18 protein-coding genes and 4 tRNA genes are annotated in these 17,253 nt (G+C 60.9%); 13 read left to right on the plus strand and 9 right to left on the minus strand.

The annotated features are described in order from the left end of the window. Positions 1–14: 14 nt before the first annotated feature. The 5 genes from AC0IW7_RS22350 to AC0IW7_RS22370 all read left to right on the plus strand — a co-directional run bounded on the left by AC0IW7_RS22350 (position 15) and on the right by AC0IW7_RS22370 (position 6,252). Positions 15–2,285, plus strand: coding sequence for an ATP-binding protein (locus AC0IW7_RS22350; protein WP_471820934.1), 2,271 nt, complete (start codon positions 15–17; stop codon positions 2,283–2,285). Then, the gene (locus AC0IW7_RS22355) at positions 2,285–2,761 is read left to right on the plus strand and encodes a response regulator (RefSeq protein WP_471820935.1); all 477 of its coding nucleotides are present in this window, start codon (positions 2,285–2,287) and stop codon (positions 2,759–2,761) included. The genes AC0IW7_RS22350 and AC0IW7_RS22355 overlap by 1 nt, the downstream gene beginning before the upstream one ends. A 13-nt stretch (positions 2,762–2,774) precedes the next feature. Beyond that, positions 2,775–5,177, plus strand: coding sequence for a hybrid sensor histidine kinase/response regulator (locus tag AC0IW7_RS22360; RefSeq protein ID WP_471820937.1), 2,403 nt, complete (start codon positions 2,775–2,777; stop codon positions 5,175–5,177). Continuing rightward, positions 5,170–5,721 carry a biliverdin-producing heme oxygenase gene (locus AC0IW7_RS22365; protein WP_471820939.1) on the plus strand — a complete coding sequence of 184 codons (552 nt, stop codon included), beginning with the start codon at positions 5,170–5,172 and terminating at the stop codon, positions 5,719–5,721. The genes AC0IW7_RS22360 and AC0IW7_RS22365 overlap by 8 nt, the downstream gene beginning before the upstream one ends. A gap of 78 nt (positions 5,722–5,799) precedes the next feature. Further along, positions 5,800–6,252, plus strand: a complete 453-nt coding sequence (locus AC0IW7_RS22370) for an anti-virulence regulator CigR family protein (protein ID WP_471820941.1) — start codon at positions 5,800–5,802, stop codon at positions 6,250–6,252. Positions 6,253–6,276: 24 nt separating this feature from the next. On the opposite strand, the gene AC0IW7_RS22375 is transcribed toward AC0IW7_RS22370, so the two are convergent. The 7 genes from AC0IW7_RS22375 to gacA form a co-directional block, all read right to left on the minus strand. Next, positions 6,277–6,903, minus strand: coding sequence for a response regulator (locus AC0IW7_RS22375; RefSeq protein WP_471820943.1), 627 nt, complete (start codon positions 6,901–6,903; stop codon positions 6,277–6,279). A 187-nt stretch (positions 6,904–7,090) separates the two neighbouring features. Further along, a tRNA-Leu gene (locus tag AC0IW7_RS22380) sits at positions 7,091–7,176 on the minus strand. Between the two features lie 160 nt (positions 7,177–7,336). Then, positions 7,337–7,410 (minus strand) — tRNA-Cys (locus AC0IW7_RS22385). A gap of 44 nt (positions 7,411–7,454) precedes the next feature. Further along, positions 7,455–7,530, minus strand: a tRNA-Gly gene (locus AC0IW7_RS22390). A gap of 65 nt (positions 7,531–7,595) precedes the next feature. Next, on the minus strand, positions 7,596–8,153 hold the full coding sequence (gene pgsA / locus AC0IW7_RS22395; protein ID WP_471820944.1) for a CDP-diacylglycerol--glycerol-3-phosphate 3-phosphatidyltransferase: 558 nt from the start codon (positions 8,151–8,153) through the stop codon (positions 7,596–7,598). A gap of 33 nt (positions 8,154–8,186) precedes the next feature. Then, the gene (gene uvrC, locus AC0IW7_RS22400) at positions 8,187–10,013 is read right to left on the minus strand and encodes an excinuclease ABC subunit UvrC (RefSeq protein WP_471820972.1); all 1,827 of its coding nucleotides are present in this window, start codon (positions 10,011–10,013) and stop codon (positions 8,187–8,189) included. 1 nt (position 10,014) lies between these two features. Then, the gene (gene gacA / locus AC0IW7_RS22405; protein ID WP_122498105.1) at positions 10,015–10,659 is read right to left on the minus strand and encodes a response regulator transcription factor GacA; all 645 of its coding nucleotides are present in this window, start codon (positions 10,657–10,659) and stop codon (positions 10,015–10,017) included. 223 nt (positions 10,660–10,882) lie between these two features. On the opposite strand from gacA, the gene AC0IW7_RS22410 reads away from it, so the two are divergent. After that, the gene (locus AC0IW7_RS22410) at positions 10,883–11,536 is read left to right on the plus strand and encodes a LuxR C-terminal-related transcriptional regulator (protein WP_471820945.1); all 654 of its coding nucleotides are present in this window, start codon (positions 10,883–10,885) and stop codon (positions 11,534–11,536) included. Positions 11,537–11,539: 3 nt separating this feature from the next. Here AC0IW7_RS22410 and AC0IW7_RS22415 read toward each other — a convergent pair whose 3' ends face one another. Then, positions 11,540–13,171 (minus strand): hybrid sensor histidine kinase/response regulator, encoded by a 1,632-nt coding sequence (locus AC0IW7_RS22415; RefSeq protein WP_471820947.1) that lies wholly within the window; start codon positions 13,169–13,171, stop codon positions 11,540–11,542. Between the two features lie 213 nt (positions 13,172–13,384). On the opposite strand from AC0IW7_RS22415, the gene AC0IW7_RS22420 reads away from it, so the two are divergent. Continuing rightward, positions 13,385–13,744, plus strand: coding sequence for a hypothetical protein (locus tag AC0IW7_RS22420; RefSeq protein WP_122498099.1), 360 nt, complete (start codon positions 13,385–13,387; stop codon positions 13,742–13,744). A gap of 56 nt (positions 13,745–13,800) precedes the next feature. Here AC0IW7_RS22420 and AC0IW7_RS22425 read toward each other — a convergent pair. After that, positions 13,801–13,888: transfer RNA gene (locus AC0IW7_RS22425), tRNA-Ser, on the minus strand. A gap of 132 nt (positions 13,889–14,020) precedes the next feature. On the opposite strand from AC0IW7_RS22425, the gene AC0IW7_RS22430 reads away from it, so the two are divergent. From AC0IW7_RS22430 to AC0IW7_RS22455, 6 genes are all read left to right on the plus strand, one after another. Next, positions 14,021–14,689 carry a Bax inhibitor-1/YccA family protein gene (locus AC0IW7_RS22430; RefSeq protein WP_122498097.1) on the plus strand — a complete coding sequence of 223 codons (669 nt, stop codon included), beginning with the start codon at positions 14,021–14,023 and terminating at the stop codon, positions 14,687–14,689. Between the two features lie 101 nt (positions 14,690–14,790). Beyond that, positions 14,791–15,183 carry a sulfurtransferase complex subunit TusD gene (tusD, locus tag AC0IW7_RS22435; protein ID WP_471820949.1) on the plus strand — a complete coding sequence of 131 codons (393 nt, stop codon included), beginning with the start codon at positions 14,791–14,793 and terminating at the stop codon, positions 15,181–15,183. Between the two features lies 1 nt (position 15,184). Then, on the plus strand, positions 15,185–15,544 hold the full coding sequence (gene tusC / locus AC0IW7_RS22440; protein WP_471820950.1) for a sulfurtransferase complex subunit TusC: 360 nt from the start codon (positions 15,185–15,187) through the stop codon (positions 15,542–15,544). Then, positions 15,544–15,843 (plus strand): sulfurtransferase complex subunit TusB, encoded by a 300-nt coding sequence (tusB, locus tag AC0IW7_RS22445; RefSeq protein WP_471820952.1) that lies wholly within the window; start codon positions 15,544–15,546, stop codon positions 15,841–15,843. Before tusC ends, tusB begins: the two co-directional genes overlap by 1 nt. Then, entirely contained in the window at positions 15,840–16,175 is a 336-nt protein-coding gene (locus tag AC0IW7_RS22450; protein WP_471820954.1) for a TusE/DsrC/DsvC family sulfur relay protein, read from the plus strand. The genes tusB and AC0IW7_RS22450 overlap by 4 nt, the downstream gene beginning before the upstream one ends. Further along, positions 16,172–17,170, plus strand: a complete 999-nt coding sequence (locus AC0IW7_RS22455; RefSeq protein WP_471820956.1) for a glycosyl transferase family protein — start codon at positions 16,172–16,174, stop codon at positions 17,168–17,170. The genes AC0IW7_RS22450 and AC0IW7_RS22455 overlap by 4 nt, the downstream gene beginning before the upstream one ends. Positions 17,171–17,253 lie beyond the last annotated feature (83 nt).

Below are 17,253 nucleotides of genomic sequence, written 5' to 3' on the forward strand. Positions count from 1 at the left end.
TGAAAGGATGCACCATGAACACCCCCGTCCCTGATTCGCTGACCGACGCCGTAGCGCGCTGTGCCGACGAACCGATCCATATTCCCGGCGGCATTCAGCCCCATGGGTTTTTGATCGTGGTTGCGGCGGCGGATTTGGCCGTGCAGCAGGTCAGTGAAAACGTCCGCCAATGGCTCGGGTTAGAGGCGCAGAGCCTGCTGGGTTTATCGCTGAGCGAGCTGATCGATGAGCCGGAGTTACCGGCGCGGCTCGCCGGCCTCTCGGATGAAGACCGCAACCCCTTCCACCTTGGCGATGTGCGTTTTGTTAAGGGCACGGCACAGGCCTGCTCCTTCGCGCTGATGGGCCATCGCAACGACGATCAGTTGATTCTCGAATTCGAGCAGGCCAGTAATGCTGGCGAGGCTTACGGTGTTCTGTATCCCTTGATGCGCACCTTTGTTGCCGAGCTGCACGCGGCTGACAGCATTGAGGCGATTTGCCAGTTGGCGGTCAATGAGTTGAGCCGGATTACCGGCTTCGGTCGCGTCAAAGCCTACCGGTTCGATGAAGCCGGAAATGGTGACGTGCTGGCCGAACGCGCCGCGCCGGGATACGCCAGCTACCTGGGCCATCAGTTCCCCGCCTCGGATATTCCTGCGCAGGCGCGCGCCCTGTATTGCAAAAACCTGATTCGGCTGATTCCCGACGCCAACTACACGCCCTCGCGGCTGATTCCGACGCTTAATCCGGTCACTCAGCAGCCGCTGGACCTGGGCTTCGCCTCGCTGCGCAGCGTGTCCCCGGTGCATCTGCAGTACATGCGCAACATGGGCACCCTGGCCTCGATGTCGGTGTCGATTGTGGTGCGTGACCGCCTGTGGGGCTTGATCTCGTGCCATGACAGCGAGCCGCGCCTGCTTAGCCACAAAACCCGCACCACCTGTGAGTTGCTGGCGCGCATTCTGGCGCTGCAGATCGACGCCAGCGAGGCGGCCGACCTGGCACATCGCAAGCTGGAACTGCGCCATCTGGTCGTGCGGTTGTTGGCGGGCATGGCCGATTACGACAGCGTGACTGAAGGCTTTCAGCGTTTGCCTGACGTGGTGCTGGCATTCGCCCAGGCGCATGGCGCGGCAGTGGTGACGGCCGATACGTGCGTAACGGTCGGCAATGCGCCAGCAGACGCGCAGATCATGGAACTGGCGGGCTGGCTGGGCAGCCAGAACGGCGGCCCCTTGTTCAGCAGCGACAACCTAGCGCGCGACGTTCCCCACTTGCCACAACTGGCAGCACACAGTGCCGGCGTGCTGGCGGTGTCGATTTCCAAGCTGCACGCCCATTACCTGATGTGGTTCCGGCCCGAGCGCATTCAGACGGTGAAGTGGGCCGGGCAGCCGAAAAAAACCTTGGATGAAACCAGCGGCGCCCTTTCTCCGCGCAACAGTTTTGACACGTGGCGTGAAGAACTACGCGGTTATTGCGCGCCGTGGGATGCGGCTGAATGCGAAGGTGCGATGGAGCTGCGCAACGCCGTGTTGGGCATCGTTCTGCGCAAGGCCGAAGAGATGGCGATGCTGGCTGGCGAACTGCGCGAGAGCAATAAAGAGCTGGAGTCGTTTTCGTACAGCGTGTCCCACGATTTACGCGCGCCGCTGCGCCATATCGCCGGCTACACCGAGCTGCTCGGTGAGCTTGAAGGCCAGCAATTGAGCGAGCGCGGTAAACGTTTTCTGGTGAACATCAGCGATGCCGCGCGTTTCGCCGGCGTGCTGGTGGACAACCTACTGAGCTTCTCGCAAATGGGCCGCGCCGCGCTGCACATGACGGACGTCGATCTGGGCGCGCTGGTCAGCTCCATCCGCGAGGAAATGCGCCCCGACTATGATCAACGCGACGTCGAGTGGCGCATCCAGCCATTGCCCGTTGTGGTGGCCGACGCCGCCTTTATACACATGGTGCTGCGCAATCTGGTCAGCAACGCCCTCAAGTATTGCAGCCGCCGCGACAAGGCTGTGATCGAGATGGGCGCTGAACAACGCGCTGATGAAACCGTGGTGTTTATCCGCGATAACGGCGTGGGCTTTGACATGCAGTACGCCAACAAGCTGTTCGGCGTATTCCAGCGTTTGCACCGCATGGAAGAATTTGAAGGCACCGGCATTGGCCTGGCCAGTGTGCGCCGCATCATCGAACGCCATGGCGGCCGCGTGTGGGCTGAAGGGCGCATCGACCATGGCGCCACGTTCTATTTCGCGCTACCCCGACTGACTTACACCACTCCACTTGATGACCGGAAAGACTGATGCTCAAACCCATCCTTCTCGTTGAAGACAACCCCAACGATCTGGAACTGACCCTGGTCGCGCTGGAGCGCAGCCAGTTGGCCAACGATGTTGTGATTAAACGCGACGGCGCCGAAGCGCTGGATTACCTGCTGCGACGTGGTGATTACGAGACCCGCGCAGACGGCAACCCGGCCGTGCTGTTGCTCGATTTGAAGCTGCCCAAGGTCGACGGCCTGGAAGTGCTCAAAACCGTGCGCGAAACCCCGGCCCTGCGCAGTATCCCGGTGGTCATGCTGACCTCGTCTCGCGAGGAACCCGATCTGATGCGCGCCTATGAAATGGGCGTGAACGCATATGTGGTCAAGCCGGTGGAGTTCAAAGACTTCGTGGCGGCGATTTCCGATCTGGGCATTTTCTGGGCCGTTCTCAATGAACCGCCGCCCGGTTCGTTGCGTCTGAAGCGCACCCGCAAGCACGACGACCAGCACGACTGACCTAGGAACATTGATGCCCGCGTCAACACACATCCGTATTTTGTTAATTGAGGACAGCCCGCACGATGCGGAACTGGCTCAGTTAGCACTGGAGCGCAGTGGTTACACCCTCGATGTCGAATTGGTCTACAACCAGATCGGTGTCGTTGAAGCCCTGGAACGGCGCGAGTTTGACCTGATTCTGGCGGACTTCATTCTGCCGGGTTTCTCTGGAAGCCAGGCGCTACAGGAAGCCCGGCGCCTGGCCCCGCAAACGCCTTTCATCTTCCTTTCCGGTGTGTACGGCGAAGAAAACGCCGTAAACATGATGCGCGCCGGCGCCGTGGATTACGTACTCAAACAGAACCTTTCGCTACTGCCTAAGGCGGTGAACCGCGCCCTGGCTGAAGTGAATGAGCGGCGCCGTCGGCAACAGGCGGAGCAGGCTTTGCAGGAGGTCGGCGTGCGCGCCCGTCTGGCCGTGGAAGCGGCCGGTTTGGGGATGTGGGACTACGAACCCAGCAGTGGCGAGCTGCGCTGCGACCAACGCTACCGCGCCATGTGCGGGCTGGACAGCGACGAAACGCTGGACATGAGCCTGTTCGAACGCCTCTGCCACCCGGACGATTTGCCCGCCTTGCGGGCGCGCATTCAGGCCGTTACCAGCGACCCGCATCACCCCGACTTTGCCACGCCCTACCGCATTCATTTGCCGGACGGCCGCGAACGCTGGCTGGAAATGCGTGGCCAGGCGTTCTTTGAAGGCGCGCAGTGCACCCGCTTCGTCGGCGTGGTGATGGACATTACCGAGCAGCGCGCCGCCACCGAAGCGCTGAAGCAAATGAACGAAACCCTCGGCGAGCGCGTGCAAGAGCGGACCCGCGAGCGCGACCGCACGTGGGAGCTGTCCCGCGATCTGCTCGCTGTGACGGGGTTCGATTCCACCACGCTGGCACTCAACCCCGCTTGGCAGAGCATCCTCGGTTGGCGTCAGGACGAATTGCTCGGGCTGCCCCTTGTGGCCCTGACCCACCCCGACGACGTGCGCAGCAGCCGTGTGGCGATGGCTACCGTGCGGCGTGGCAAGGTGGCGGACCGCTTCGTCAACCGCTTGCGTCACCGTGACGGCGGTTATCGTTGGATTTCCTGGAGCGCGGTGCCAGACGGCGGCCGTGCCTACGTGGCAGGCCGGGATATCACCAGCGAAATTGCCAGCATCGACAAGCTGGCCGACGCCAACGCCGCGTTGCGCAAGCAGATTCAGGAGCGCGAGAAAGTCGAAGCCACGCTCCGGCAAATGCAACGCCTGGAGGCCGTTGGCCAACTGACCGCAGGCGTCGCCCACGACTTCAACAACCTGTTGACCGTGATTCTCACCAGCGCCACCTTCTTGCAGCGCGACCTGGAGCGCGGCGTGGCGCCTGAAACCAGCCTGCGGCGGGTTAACCACATCCGTACCGCTGGCGAGCGCGGTGCCACACTGACCGGCCAACTCCTGGCGTTCGCCCGTCGTCAGCAATTGGCGCCCGCGCCGCTGAACCTCAACGAAACCTTGAACAACCTGCACACCTTGCTCAAAAGCACGTTGGGCGGGCGCATTAGCGTGGCCATTCAGGCGCAGTCAGACCTCTGGCACGCCTTGGTGGATCCGACGCAGATCGACATGATCATCCTCAATTTGGCGATCAACGCCCGCGACGCCATGAAAGACGGCGGACAGCTGGTGCTGGCCACCGCCAACGTCACCATCAGTCAGCCGGCACAGAGCGCCGAAGAACCGGGGCCTGGCGACTACGTGATGCTGTCGGTATCGGACACCGGAACTGGCATGAGCCAGGACGTGCTGCAAAAAGCCTTCGAACCCTTCTTCACCACCAAGGAAGTGGGCAAAGGCTCCGGCTTGGGCTTGGCGCAGGTGTTCGGCTTTGCCAAGCAATCGGGCGGCGGCGCGCGGATATTCACCGAAATCGGCGTCGGCACCACGGTCCAGGTGTATCTGCCGCGCACTGAGCCCGAGGCGAACCCGGTAGCGGCTGGCCCGGCCGGCGTCAGCCCCGAGCTGCTGTGCGGCGAGCACCACATTTTGCTGGTCGACGATGACCCTTCGGTGCGCGATGTCACGGCGCAGATGCTCCGGCGCCTGGGATTCGAAGTCACCGAAGCGGAGTCGGGCGCTCACGCGCTGCACTTGTTGACCAGCATAGAGGTGGATTTGCTGCTCGCCGACTTCGCCATGCCCGGCATGAACGGCGGTGAGCTGGCGCGCGTGGTGGCGGTGCAGCAACCTCAGCTGCCGATCGTGTTTATCAGCGGTTATGCCGAACTCGACTCCGTCGGCCTCGGCGACAGCCCGGTGATTCAGAAGCCGTTTACCGAAGAGCAACTGGTGCGCAAGATTCTGCAAGCCTTGCGCGCCGTGGTGCCCAAGCATGGATAACGTGCGCGCACGCCTGCGCCAGGCAGGCGCCGGCTTGCATCAAGAGGTTGATGACGCCTTTTCGGCGCTGTCTGTGGAAACTGCCGACGGCTATCGCCACTTTCTGCAGGCCCACGCTGCGGCGCTGTTCAACCTGGAACACTGCCTGGAACAGAACGGCATCGAACAGTTGCTCGACGACTGGCCACATCGTCGGCGCAGCGATGCCCTGCGTGCGGACCTCGCAGCACTAAACTGCCGCCCAGTTGCGCCTCTACCGGGGCGCAGCAGCGTTAGCCTAGCGTGGTGCTGGGGCGCGGCGTATGTGCTGGAAGGCTCACGCCTGGGTGGGCAAGTGCTCGCTCGGCGCGTGCAAGCCGCGCAGCCGGGCGCGCCTATGCGTTATCTGGCTCACGCCGCCACGCCTGGTCTGTGGCCAAGCTTTTTGCAGCGGCTGGAAAGCCACGCGCAGCACTGTGATGAGCGCGAACTGCAGCGCGGCGTGACCGAAGCATTTGAGCTTTTCTTAGAGGCGGCTCGCGGGCAGTTAACGGCAGTTGCTTGAGTTGCCGAAGACGTTGCCGTTGCGGCTGAGCTAAGCTCGAATTGTCCACCCTTGCCCTTCCCTCTTGAGAACGCTGCCATGTTCAAAGCACAAAAATCGATCGCGTTATTCGCCTGCCTGACCCTGGCGATGGGTTCTGTTTTGGCACTCGCCGACCCTGTTAACGGCAAGGGCAAAAACAACGGCAACGGCCATGGTGGCGAACATGCGCAGGGCGGGAAGAATAAGGGCGGCGGCGTTAACGAAGGGCATGGCGGCAGCCCCAGCGTGGACCGCAACTCTATTTATAGCCTGCTGGGCGGCCACCGCGACTATTGGAGCCCAGGCCCCGCGCTGCCCCCCGGCATTCAGAAGAACCTCGCTCGAGGCAAACCGCTGCCACCGGGCATCGCGAAAAAACTCGACGGCCGCCTGCTCGGCCAACTGCCACGCTACGAGGGTTACGAATGGCAGCAGGTCGGCACCGACCTGATTTTGGTCGCCATCGCCACCGGCATTATTTATGAGGTTCTCAACGGCGCGTTCGACTAAGAACCGCGCCGTGCAGGGTGGGTTTCAGATCAGATTGTTGCGCTTGGCCAGTTCGACCAGTTCGAGAATGTTGCCGACCTGAAGCTTGCTGATGAGTCGGCTTTTGTACGTGCTCACGGTTTTCTCGCTCAGCAGCAGCTCATCGGCGATGTCCTTGATCCGATGGCCCGTCGCCAGGCTACGCAGCACGGTCATTTCGCGGTCGGACAGGGTTTCCAACAACTCCTTCTCCGAGGCCAACTGACCGCTGCCATCGACCGAGGAATACTCTGTGACGGGAAACAACTTGTAGCCCGACATCACCGTTTGCACGGCGTTGGTGAGCTGCTTCAAGTCGCTGTCTTTGGCGACAAATCCCGACGCGCCGGCCCGCGCACAACGAACCGCGTAGCGGCTGGCATCCAGGCCTGAGAACACGATGATTTTGGGCGGATTGGGCTGCGCATGAACCCGCTGAAGCACGGCAAAGCCATCGAGCTGAGGCATGTCCATGTCCAGAATCACCAGATCCGGCGAGAGACTGCGTAAAAGGCTTACCACCTCTACGCCGTTGCTGGCCTCACCAATCACCTCATGACCTGCAGTTTCCAACATCATCCGTGTAGCCATGCGGATAACCTCATGGTCGTCAGCAATCAAAACTTTCGCCACGCTGCACCTCGATCCGTAGATGGCACTGTCCATGGCCCACCTGGCCATGCCATCTGATCGTAGTCGCAATGTCGGATTTGTGTAGGAAGAGGCGAATTTAAGCGTACGAGCGTGCCATAAAGACAGCAATCGCCAGAAACGACAAAGGCCTACCCGCATCGCTGCGGATAAGCCTTTGTGTTGGAAGTGGTGCCCGGAGCCGGGGTCGAACCGGCACGTTCAAAGAACGAGGGATTTTAAGTCCCTTGCGTCTACCAATTTCGCCATCCGGGCGATGGTGTGTGGCAGCGGCCAATGGCGGTGCTGCGGCACAGAACGAGGGCGGAATATATACAGCCATCGTGCATGAGGCAAGCTTCAAGAGATGTAGGAATTGGTTAGCCCAGAAAAGAAAAAACCCCGTAGATCAACGAGCTACGGGGTCTTTCTATAATGGAGGCCGAGGTCGGAATCGAACCGGCGTAAGCGGATTTGCAATCCGCGGCATAACCATTTTGCTACTCGGCCTCAAAACGAAGACGCCGCAAACTGCGGCGTCAACGTCAACAAACTGGAGCGGGAAACGAGACTCGAACTCGCGACCCCGACCTTGGCAAGGTCGTGCTCTACCAACTGAGCTATTCCCGCGTCTTGGTGACGGGCGCCATTCTATAGAAACCAAACATCCCGTCAACCCCTTGATTCAAAAAACTTTATTTATCGCGATTGGGGTTCAGGTGCGGCCAGGCGGCGATCAGGTAATGCACCATCGACCACAACGTCAGCCCCGCCGCGACGATCAGCAAAGCAAAGCCAATCACCACGCGCACGGTTTCCGACGGCGGACTCGCCAGCAGAATAACCAGGGCCAGCATCTGCGCCGCGGTCTTCCATTTGCCCAGGTTCGACACCGCAACATGCGCGCGGGCACCGAGCTCGGCCATCCATTCGCGCAAGGCCGAAATAACGATTTCGCGCCCGATGATGATGGCCGCCGGCAGCGTCAGCCAAATGGTGTGGTGCTCTTCCACCAGCACCACCAAGGCCACGGCGACCATCAATTTGTCGGCAACCGGATCGAGAAAAGCGCCAAACGGGGTGCTCTGCTCCCATCTGCGGGCCAGATAACCGTCCAGCCAATCAGTCGCCGCTGCCACTGCAAATACCGCGCTGGCCGCCAGGTAGCTCCAGGAAAACGGTAGATAAAACAGCAACAGGAAGATCGGAATCAGCAGAACGCGCAGAACGGTAAGCAGGTTGGGGATATTCATCGGCACAACTAGGCTGCGAGGTGAGCGGGCATTCTACTCGCTGTGCAAGGCCGCATAAATCGACTCCGCGAGCTTTTTACTAATTCCAGGCGCTTTGGCGATCTCATCGCTGCTGGCGCGCTTCAATTCCTGCAGCCCACCGAAGTGGTTGAGTAACTCGCGGCGGCGTTTCGGCCCAACGCCTGGCACTTCTTCCAGATTCGACGTGCGCCGTGTCTTGCCGCGACGGGCGCGGTGGCCGGTGATGGCGAAGCGGTGCGATTCATCGCGGATCTGCTGAATTAAATGCAGCGCCGGCGAGTTGCCGGGCAAGGTGAATTCGTGGGCCGCGTCGTTCAGGTATAGGGTTTCCAAGCCGGGCTTGCGCGTTACGCCCTTGGCCACGCCGAGCAGAATAAGGTCCGGCACGGCCAGTTCCTGCAAAACCTCGCGCGCCATCGACAGCTGACCCTTACCGCCATCGACCAAAAGGATATCGGGCAACTTGCCCTCGCCGTCTTTGATCTTGCTGAAACGCCGCGTCAACGCTTGATGCATCGCCGCGTAGTCGTCGCCGCCGGTAACGCCTTCGATGTTGTAGCGCCGATAGTCGGACTTCAGCGGCCCCTCCGGCCCAAACACCACGCATGAGGCCACGGTCGCTTCGCCGCTGGAGTGGCTGATGTCGAAGCACTCCATGCGCTGGGGAATTTCATCCATGTTCAGCGCCTGCGCCAAGGCTTCGAAGCGGGCGGCGATGTGCTGACGGTCAGCGAGGCGCGAAGCCAGCGCCAGCTCGGCGTTGGTCACCGCCAACTGTTGCCACTTCGCTCGGGTGCCGCGCACTTTGTAGCTGATCGCCAACTCACGGCCGCGCAGCGATTGAATCGCTTCGATAAGCACGGGGAAGTCTTCGTGGTCGGTGTTGACGATCAACTCGGCCGGCAGATCGCGCTCATGGCTGCCGAGGTAATACTGCGCAAGAAATGCGGCGAGCACCTCACCCACGCCCTCCTCGATCGCGACCTGCGGGTAGAAATTCTTACTGCCCAACACGCGGCCACCCCGCACGCTGATCAGATGCACGCAGGCACCGCCGGGATTGACCATCGCGGCAATCACATCGACATCGCCATTGCCGCCTTCCATGCTTTGCTGGTCCTGAACCCGGCGCAGCAAGCCGATTTGATCGCGCAATTCGGCCGCCCGCTCGAATTGCAAACTCATCGCTGCCTGCTCCATGCCGGCAGACAACTCATCGGTAAGCGCATTGCTGCGCCCTTCCAGGAACATTACCGAGTGACGAACGTCTTCGGCGTATTCCTCAGCCGTCACCAGACCTGCCACACACGGCCCCTTGCAGCGTTTGATCTGGTACTGCAAGCACGGACGGGTGCGGTTTTTGAAGTAACTGTCTTCGCACTGGCGGACCAGAAAAGTCTTTTGGAGCAGGCTCAGACTTTCGCGGATCGCACCGGCGCTGGGGTATGGACCGAAGTAGCGACCCTTCAGCTTCTTGGCCCCACGGTGAATGCTCAGACGCGGGAACGGACCATCGGACAAGAACACGTAGGGATAGGATTTGTCGTCGCGCAACAGAATGTTGTACGGCGGCCGCCATTGCTTGATCAGCGTTTGCTCAAGCAGCAGCGCTTCGGTTTCGTTGGCGGTGATGGTGGTTTCGATCTGCGCGATCTTGGCCACCAGGGCGGCCGTCTTCGGCGCCAGACCGGTTTTGCGAAAATAACTGGCCAGGCGTTTTTTCAGATTCTTGGCTTTGCCCACATACAGCAGCTTCGCCTCGGCATCGAACATTCGATAAACGCCGGGGCGGCCACTGCTGGTCGCCAGAAACGCGCTGGCGTCAAACGGTTCGCTCATTTCAACTGGTGGCATCGACCATCCCGTGACGCACCGCCAACAAGGCCAGCTCTACGTCACTGGTGATTTCCAGCTTTTCGAAAATGCGATAGCGGTAGGTGTTCACGGTTTTCGGTGAGAGGCAGAGCTTGTCGGAGATGGTTTGTACTTTTTGGCAACCGGCGATCATTAACGCGATCTGGATTTCCCGCTCAGACAACAGGTCGAACGGCGAACCACTGGTTTGCGGTTGGAACGATTTCAGCGCCAGCTGCTGGGCAATTTGCGGGCTGATGTAACGCTGCCCGCCGAACACCATACGAATGGCTTGAACCATCTCTTCGAGCGCCGCGCCCTTGGTCAGATAACCCGCCGCGCCGGCTTGCAGCAAACGCGTGGGGAACGGGTCGTCTTCACAGACTGTGACGGCGATGACTTTCATATCGGGGTGACTGCGCAGCAGCTTGCGGGTGGCTTCAAGGCCGCCGATGCCGGGCATTTTGATGTCCATCAGCACGACGTCCGGTTTGACCTCGCGCGCCTTCTTCAGCGACTCCTCCCCCGAGTCGGCCTGACCGACAACCTGAAGGCCGTCGATATCGTCGAGCATGCGCGTAATACCGGTTCGAACCAGATCGTGGTCATCGACCACTAGCACCCTAATCAAGCGACACCTCTTGCGCGTCAAAGCCGCTTGGCGAAGCGGTCTTATGGGAAGGCGGACACCTTAACAAAATCTCCTTACATGGCCTAGCTTGGCGCATATCAGTCAAATAGCCAACGCCAGAATCTTGGACGCGTGCGCGCGTTTGCCACGCAAAACTAGCGCCGTCGCGCATCCTTGAAGCCCGGAGGTGGCGCTGCTCGAAATATGACTTTAGGCTTCGGGTATGACTGACAACGCCAATACCGCGCCCCTGTCGCCACCTGAACGCATCATTGTCGCCGACGATCACCCGGTGTTTCGCGATGGCCTGAGCCGTATCGTGCAGCGCATCTTCCCGCAGGCAAGCGTGCAAGAAGCCGGCGATATGGCCGATGTGTTGCGGCTGGCCCACGACGGCCCAGCACCCAGCATTTTCTTGCTCGACCTGCTGTTTCCCGGGCAGTCGCCGCAAGCGATCAGCGCATTGCGCACGGCCTTCAAGCGCAGTTCCATCGTCATCGTCTCGATGGTCGACGACCGAGGGCTGATTGATGAGGTGATGGCCGCTGGCGCCGACGGTTTTATCGGCAAAGCCACGCCACCTGATGAGATCGTCCAAGCGCTGCTGGCGGTACGTGCCGGGGAATTCGTTTTGGCCACTGGGCCTGCCGGGCTGCCAGGATTTATCAAACATGGCAGCGCGCTGGATCAACTGACACCGCGACAACGCGAAGTGTTGGTGCTGGTGGCTCGCGGTCTGTCCAACAAAGAAATTGCGCGGGAGCTGGCTATATCGCCGTTCACGGTGCGCATTCATGTGTCTTCCCTGCTGCACATTCTCGACGTGACGACGCGCACCGCCGCCGCTGCACTCGCGGCAAAAGCCGGGCTTAACTGAAGGCTACGACGCCTGCTCCTCCAGCTTCAGCGCCACCAGCAAGGACCGCAGCTCGGCCGGATGAACCGGTTTTGGCAGCACCGGAATGGCGGGGTCATTCACCGCTTCCTGCACGCGCCGCACGTCGTGGCCGGTAACGATGATCGCCGGAATATTGCGGCCGCTGAGTTGGCGCACATAGGTGATGCAATCCGCGCCGGACGCTTCGGTATCCAGATCGAAATCGGTGATCACCAGGTCGTAGGGGTTATGGCTACGCGGAATCGAGGTGTAAGTGTCCACGTTGCAGCCCCACTTCTGCAGCAAGGTGGCGGTCGCCAACAGAACGTTGTCGTCATCCTCAATCAGACACACACGCAACCCGCCGAGCATCGGCGATGCCAGCGGCCGAGGCGCTGCCGGCGAGCCCTGGACGGCGGGCGGCGAAACCACCCGCAGACCATCAATCGCCACGACGGTGCCGGTGCCCACGGTCGAGCGAATGCGGATGGACAGGTCCATCAATTGCCCCAGGCGTTTGACGATGGCAAGCCCCAGCCCCATGCCCTCCACGTCTTTGCCACGGGCCTGACGCACGCGGTAGAACTCCTCGAAAACGCTGCCCAGATGGGCTTCGGCAATGCCGACGCCTTTGTCATACATTTCGATGGAAAGCTGGTCACCGCGCCGGCGACAGCCGATCAGCAACGGCCGGCCCGGCGCATATTTCAGCGCATTGGTGAGCAGGTTTTGCAGCATGGTGGTGAGCAAACCGGGGTCGGCGCCAACGTAGGTCGGCGGACAATGAACGCGGATCGCCACGCCCGCCCAGCGCGCGGCCTCGGCGTTCTGCTGCACCAGTTGCTGCAGCAAGGTGTGCAGCGCCAGGGTTTCCACATGCGGCGTGACGCGGCCGCTGTCCAACGAGTACATGTCAAGAATCGTGCGAAACAGGCGCGACACGCTGTGCAATGACTTGTCGACGTTGTCCACCAGGCGCTGTTGCTCAGCGTCTAGCCGACCATCGCGCAGGCAAGCGGTAAACAGGCTTATCGAGTGAATGGGCTGACGTAAATCGTGGCTGGCCTGCGCCAGAAATTGCGACTTGGCCTGGTTCGCCGCGCGCTCAGCCTCCGCGGAGTCATGCGTGCGCTTGAGCAGCGCGTACATATAACCGGGCACCATCAGCGTGGTGATGATCAGCGTGATGGTCATGAACGGTTGCGCCTGCCAGTACGCCGAGCTGCTGGCGGTAATGGCCAGCGACGCTATCGCCATGGCCGTCGCCACCAATAAATAGCCTGGCCCGTAGCGCAAGCCGTAGCCAACCGTCACCCATAACAGAATGCCGTACACCGGCAGCATGGCGGCGGCGCCCACCGCCATGGTCAGCGTAATGCAGCTGAAGTCGGTGAGCAGCGTAAAAGCGCGCCGCATCGGGTGCTCGCCGGGACGTCGGCAGATGTCCCACCACAGCAGCAACGATACCGCAAAGAACAACAAACCGAAGCAGGCGACCTGCCAGGCAAGCTCACGGTCGATGATGGATTGGAAATACACCCAAAACATGTAGCTGACAGTGATCGGCGTAATGATCAAACGCACCGCCGCCTGGGCGCGTTCGGTGTCGTACGGGCGACGCGCGCGCGTAGGCATAAGCAATCCTTGCAAACCGACTTAACAGATGCGCTCACCCTAAGCGGTCGCACCCCAGAGGACAAGACGCTAGCAGGCTTGAGCGGCTGAGCGCCGTAGTACACCCGTACTATTCCTCGTGCCTACACGGCGCTCATAGACTTCCCGCCTTCGCTTCGGCATTTCGGTCGAGGCCCGGTCTCCTATAACCCGGCAAACCAGAGGGAACTGCAGATGAAGATCAAGGGAACACTGAGCGCATTGTTCGTTTTGCCCGTGCTGGCCACGCTCGCCGGCTGCTTGCCGCAAAACACCCAAACCCAAGGCCTGAATAACGTACAAACGGCGAACGGCCCGTGCGCGCCGAGTACCACCGCCGACTTGATTTCAACCGGCCGCAGCTTGCTGGCCATCACCAACTCGGTGCTGGAAACCCAGCAAAACCTGAGCGGCAATTCTGCCGGTTACGCACAACGCGTCCAGGCCGCCGAGCATGCGCAGAAGGTTGATCAGGGCAACAAGGTGCTCGACAACGTGGAGTCGCTGACAGGCGGCCCAAGCACCGGCTGCGCCCCAACCAGCGCCTCTCGCTAAGAGAAAACGCTGGCATAAAAAAGCCCCGCATTAAGCGGGGCTTTTCGTTTTTCAGATGGCGGAGGCGGTGAGATTCGAACTCACGGACCTGTTACAGTCGGCAGTTTTCAAGACTGCTGCCTTAAACCGCTCGGCCACACCTCCGAAGTGCGGGCGAATCATACCGGAAGGAAACACACTGTCAAACTCTGCGGGTTGGCAGCTACAAGTGCTCTGTTATGATCGCCAAGACTACGGTCACGGAACCCAACAAGCCGTCTATTCAGGAGTGTCGCCATGCACGAACAAGATTACGCACTCGGCCACGCGCAGGTCGAGCAGCAAGAAGTCAGCCGCGTACTGCGCAACACCTACGGGCTGCTGGCCCTCACCCTCGCCTTCAGTGGCGTGGTTGCGTTTTTTGCCCAGCAGATGCGCGTTCCCTATCCCAATATTTTCGTCGTTCTGATCGGGTTCTACGGTCTGTTTTTTCTCACCGTAAAACTGCGTGATTCCGCATGGGGTCTGGTTTCCACCTTCGCCCTTACCGGCTTCATGGGTTACACGCTCGGTCCGATCCTTAACCGCTATCTGGGTATGGCCAATGGTCCGGAGCTGATCAGCTCGGCCTTCGCCATGACCGCGCTGGTGTTCTGCGGCTTGTCGGCTTATGTGCTCACCACCCGTAAAGACATGAGTTTCCTGGCCGGTTTTATCACCGCCGGTTTCTTCGTGTTGCTCGGCGCGGTGCTGGTCAGCATGTTCTTCCAGATCAGCGGTCTGCAGTTGGCAATCAGCGCGGCGTTCGTGCTGTTCTCGTCGGCTTGCATCCTGTTCCAGACCAGCCAGATCATTCATGGCGGCGAGCGCAACTACATTATGGCGACCGTCAGCTTGTACATTTCGATCTACAACCTGTTCATCAGCCTGCTGCAAATTTTCGGCATCATGAGCAGCGACGACTGATTCAGGCGTCGTAGAAAAAGCCCGCTTCGGCGGGCTTTTTTATGTCTGAAATTGGCAAAGCGCCGTATTATTCCGCCTGTTTTTTCTGATCGGTCAGCGCCATGAAATTCGCCATCGCCCTGTTCTCTGCCCCCCATGCACCTTCATCGCGACGTGCCCTGCGTTTCGCCGAAGCAGCGCTGGCCGGCGGTCACGAGATTGTGCGGGTGTTCTTTTATCAGGACGGTGTCTACAGCGCCGCTGCCACACCGGTCGCCCCGCAGGACGAACTCGACACTGCCGCCGCCTGGTCTAACTTCATCGCCAACCACAGCCTCGATGGCGTGGTGTGCATCGCCGCGGCGCTTCGTCGCGGCGTTTTGAATGAAGAAGAAGCCCAGCGCTACGAACGCAGCGCCGCCAGCCTGGCCAAGCCGTGGGAGCTTTCCGGCCTCGGCCAGTTGCATGAAGCGGCGCAAATGGCCGACCGCCTTGTCTGCTTCGGAGGGCCGTGAAGTGTCCAAGTCTTTGCTGATTATTTGCCGCCAGGCCCCGTGGTCCGGCCCCGGTGCGCGTGAAGCGTTGGACATTGCCCTGGCTGGCGGCGCATTCGATTTACCCATCAGCCTGCTATTTCTTGACGACGGCGTGTTCCAACTGCAAACCGCGCAGCACGCCGTTGCGGTGCAACAAAAAGACCTCACCGCCAACCTGCAAGCGCTGCCCTTGTTTGGCGTCGAGGCTCTGTACGCGTCCGCTCGCAGCCTCGAAGAACGCGGGCTGGCCGGCCAGCCGGTGAGCCCAGCCGTTGCAGCGCTAGACGACAGCGCCCTCACCGTCCTCATCGCCCAACACGACCAGGTGATCACGCTCTAATGGCCACCCTGCATATGCTCTCCCACTCGCCCTTCAGCGACTCCCGCCTGGTCAGTTGCCTGCGTCTGCTCGCTCCTGGCGACGGCGTTCTACTCACTGGCGATGCCACCTACGGGTTGCAGCCCGACACGGCGCAATGGCAGGCGCTCAGCCTGATGCCCGAGAGCATTTCGCTTTTCGCGCTGGAGGAAGATCTGCACGCCCGCCACCTCGCCCTGCCGCCGCGCGTAAAAGCGCTCGACTACCCCGGCTTCGTCGAATGCTGCACCGCCTTCGCCAAGGTCAACACCTGGCTATGAACGAACTGATCGTTGAAGACTGCGCCATCGCCCTCGACAAAGACGGCTACCTGGCGAACCACCATGATTGGTCACCTGCCGCCGCCGAAGCGCTGGCCGCACAGGAAGACATCGCCCTGAGCCCCGAGCACTGGGAAGTGTTGAATCTGCTACGTGACTTCTATGCCGAATTTCAGCTGTCGCCGGCAACGCGGCCGTTGATTAAATATGCTGCCTTGAAGCTGGGCGCCGACAAGGGCAACAGCCTGCACCTCAATCGCCTGTTCAAAGGCACTCCAGCCAAACTCGCCGCCAAACTGGCGGGCCTGCCGAAGCCGACGAATTGCCTATGACCGCCCAACTGCTAACCCTCGTGACGCCCGCCGAACATCCGTTCGCCCACTACGTACGCATTCTCGGCAAGGGCAAGCGCGGGGCGCGCAACATGACCCAGGAAGAAGCCTGCGAGGCCATGGGCATGCTGCTCGACGGCAAGGTCGAAGACACCCAGCTCGGTGCGTTTCTGATGCTGATGCGCCACAAGGAAGAAGGCCCAGAGGAACTGGCCGGCTTCACCCAAGCCGTACGCGCGAGATTGAACGCGCCGGCCATTCAGGTCGACCTCGACTGGCCTTCTTACGCCGGTAAAAAGCGCCACTTGCCGTGGTACTTGCTCGCGGCCAAATGCCTGGCCAACAACGGCGTCCGCATCCTGATGCATGGCGGCGGTGCTCACACGGCCGGCCGCATGTACAGCGAACAAGTGCTCGACGCACTCGGCATCAGCCTATGCCGCGACTGGGCAGCGACCGAACAGGCCCTGGCTCAGCACAATCTCGCCTTTTTCCCGCTGCAGGACTGGATGCCCCAACTGCAACGCATGATCGACCTGCGCAACACCCTCGGCTTGCGCTCGCCCATTCACTCCCTGGCCCGCGTGCTCAACCCGCTCAACGCCCGCTGCGCACTGCAAAGTATCTTCCACCCGGGCTACCAGGCGGCGCACCGCGACGCCAGCCAGTTGCTGGGCGACAAAGCCATCGTGATCAAGGGCGACGGCGGCGAAATCGAGATGAACCCGGACGCGACGTCGCACCTTTACGGCACCGAAGGCGGCGCCAGTTGGGATGAAGAATGGCCGCCGTTATCGCCCCAGCGCCACGTTAAGCCCGACCGCTTGGATCCGCAGCACTTGGCCGCGTTCTGGCGCGGTGAGGTCGACGACAGCTATGGCCGTCTCGCCGTTATGGCCACCATGGCATTGGCGCTACGTGGACTGGACACGCCACGGGACGACGCGTTCGCCAAGGCGGAACGCTTCTGGCAGAGCCGCAATAAATCGATTTAGCCGATCATTCTGAGACGCTTTTTGCGCCATTCGTTCGAACTGATCGGAATAGACTCAGCTCCAACGCAAAATAGCTGAGGATT

The sequence above is a fragment of the Pseudomonas sp. AC229 genome, assembly GCF_979254655.1.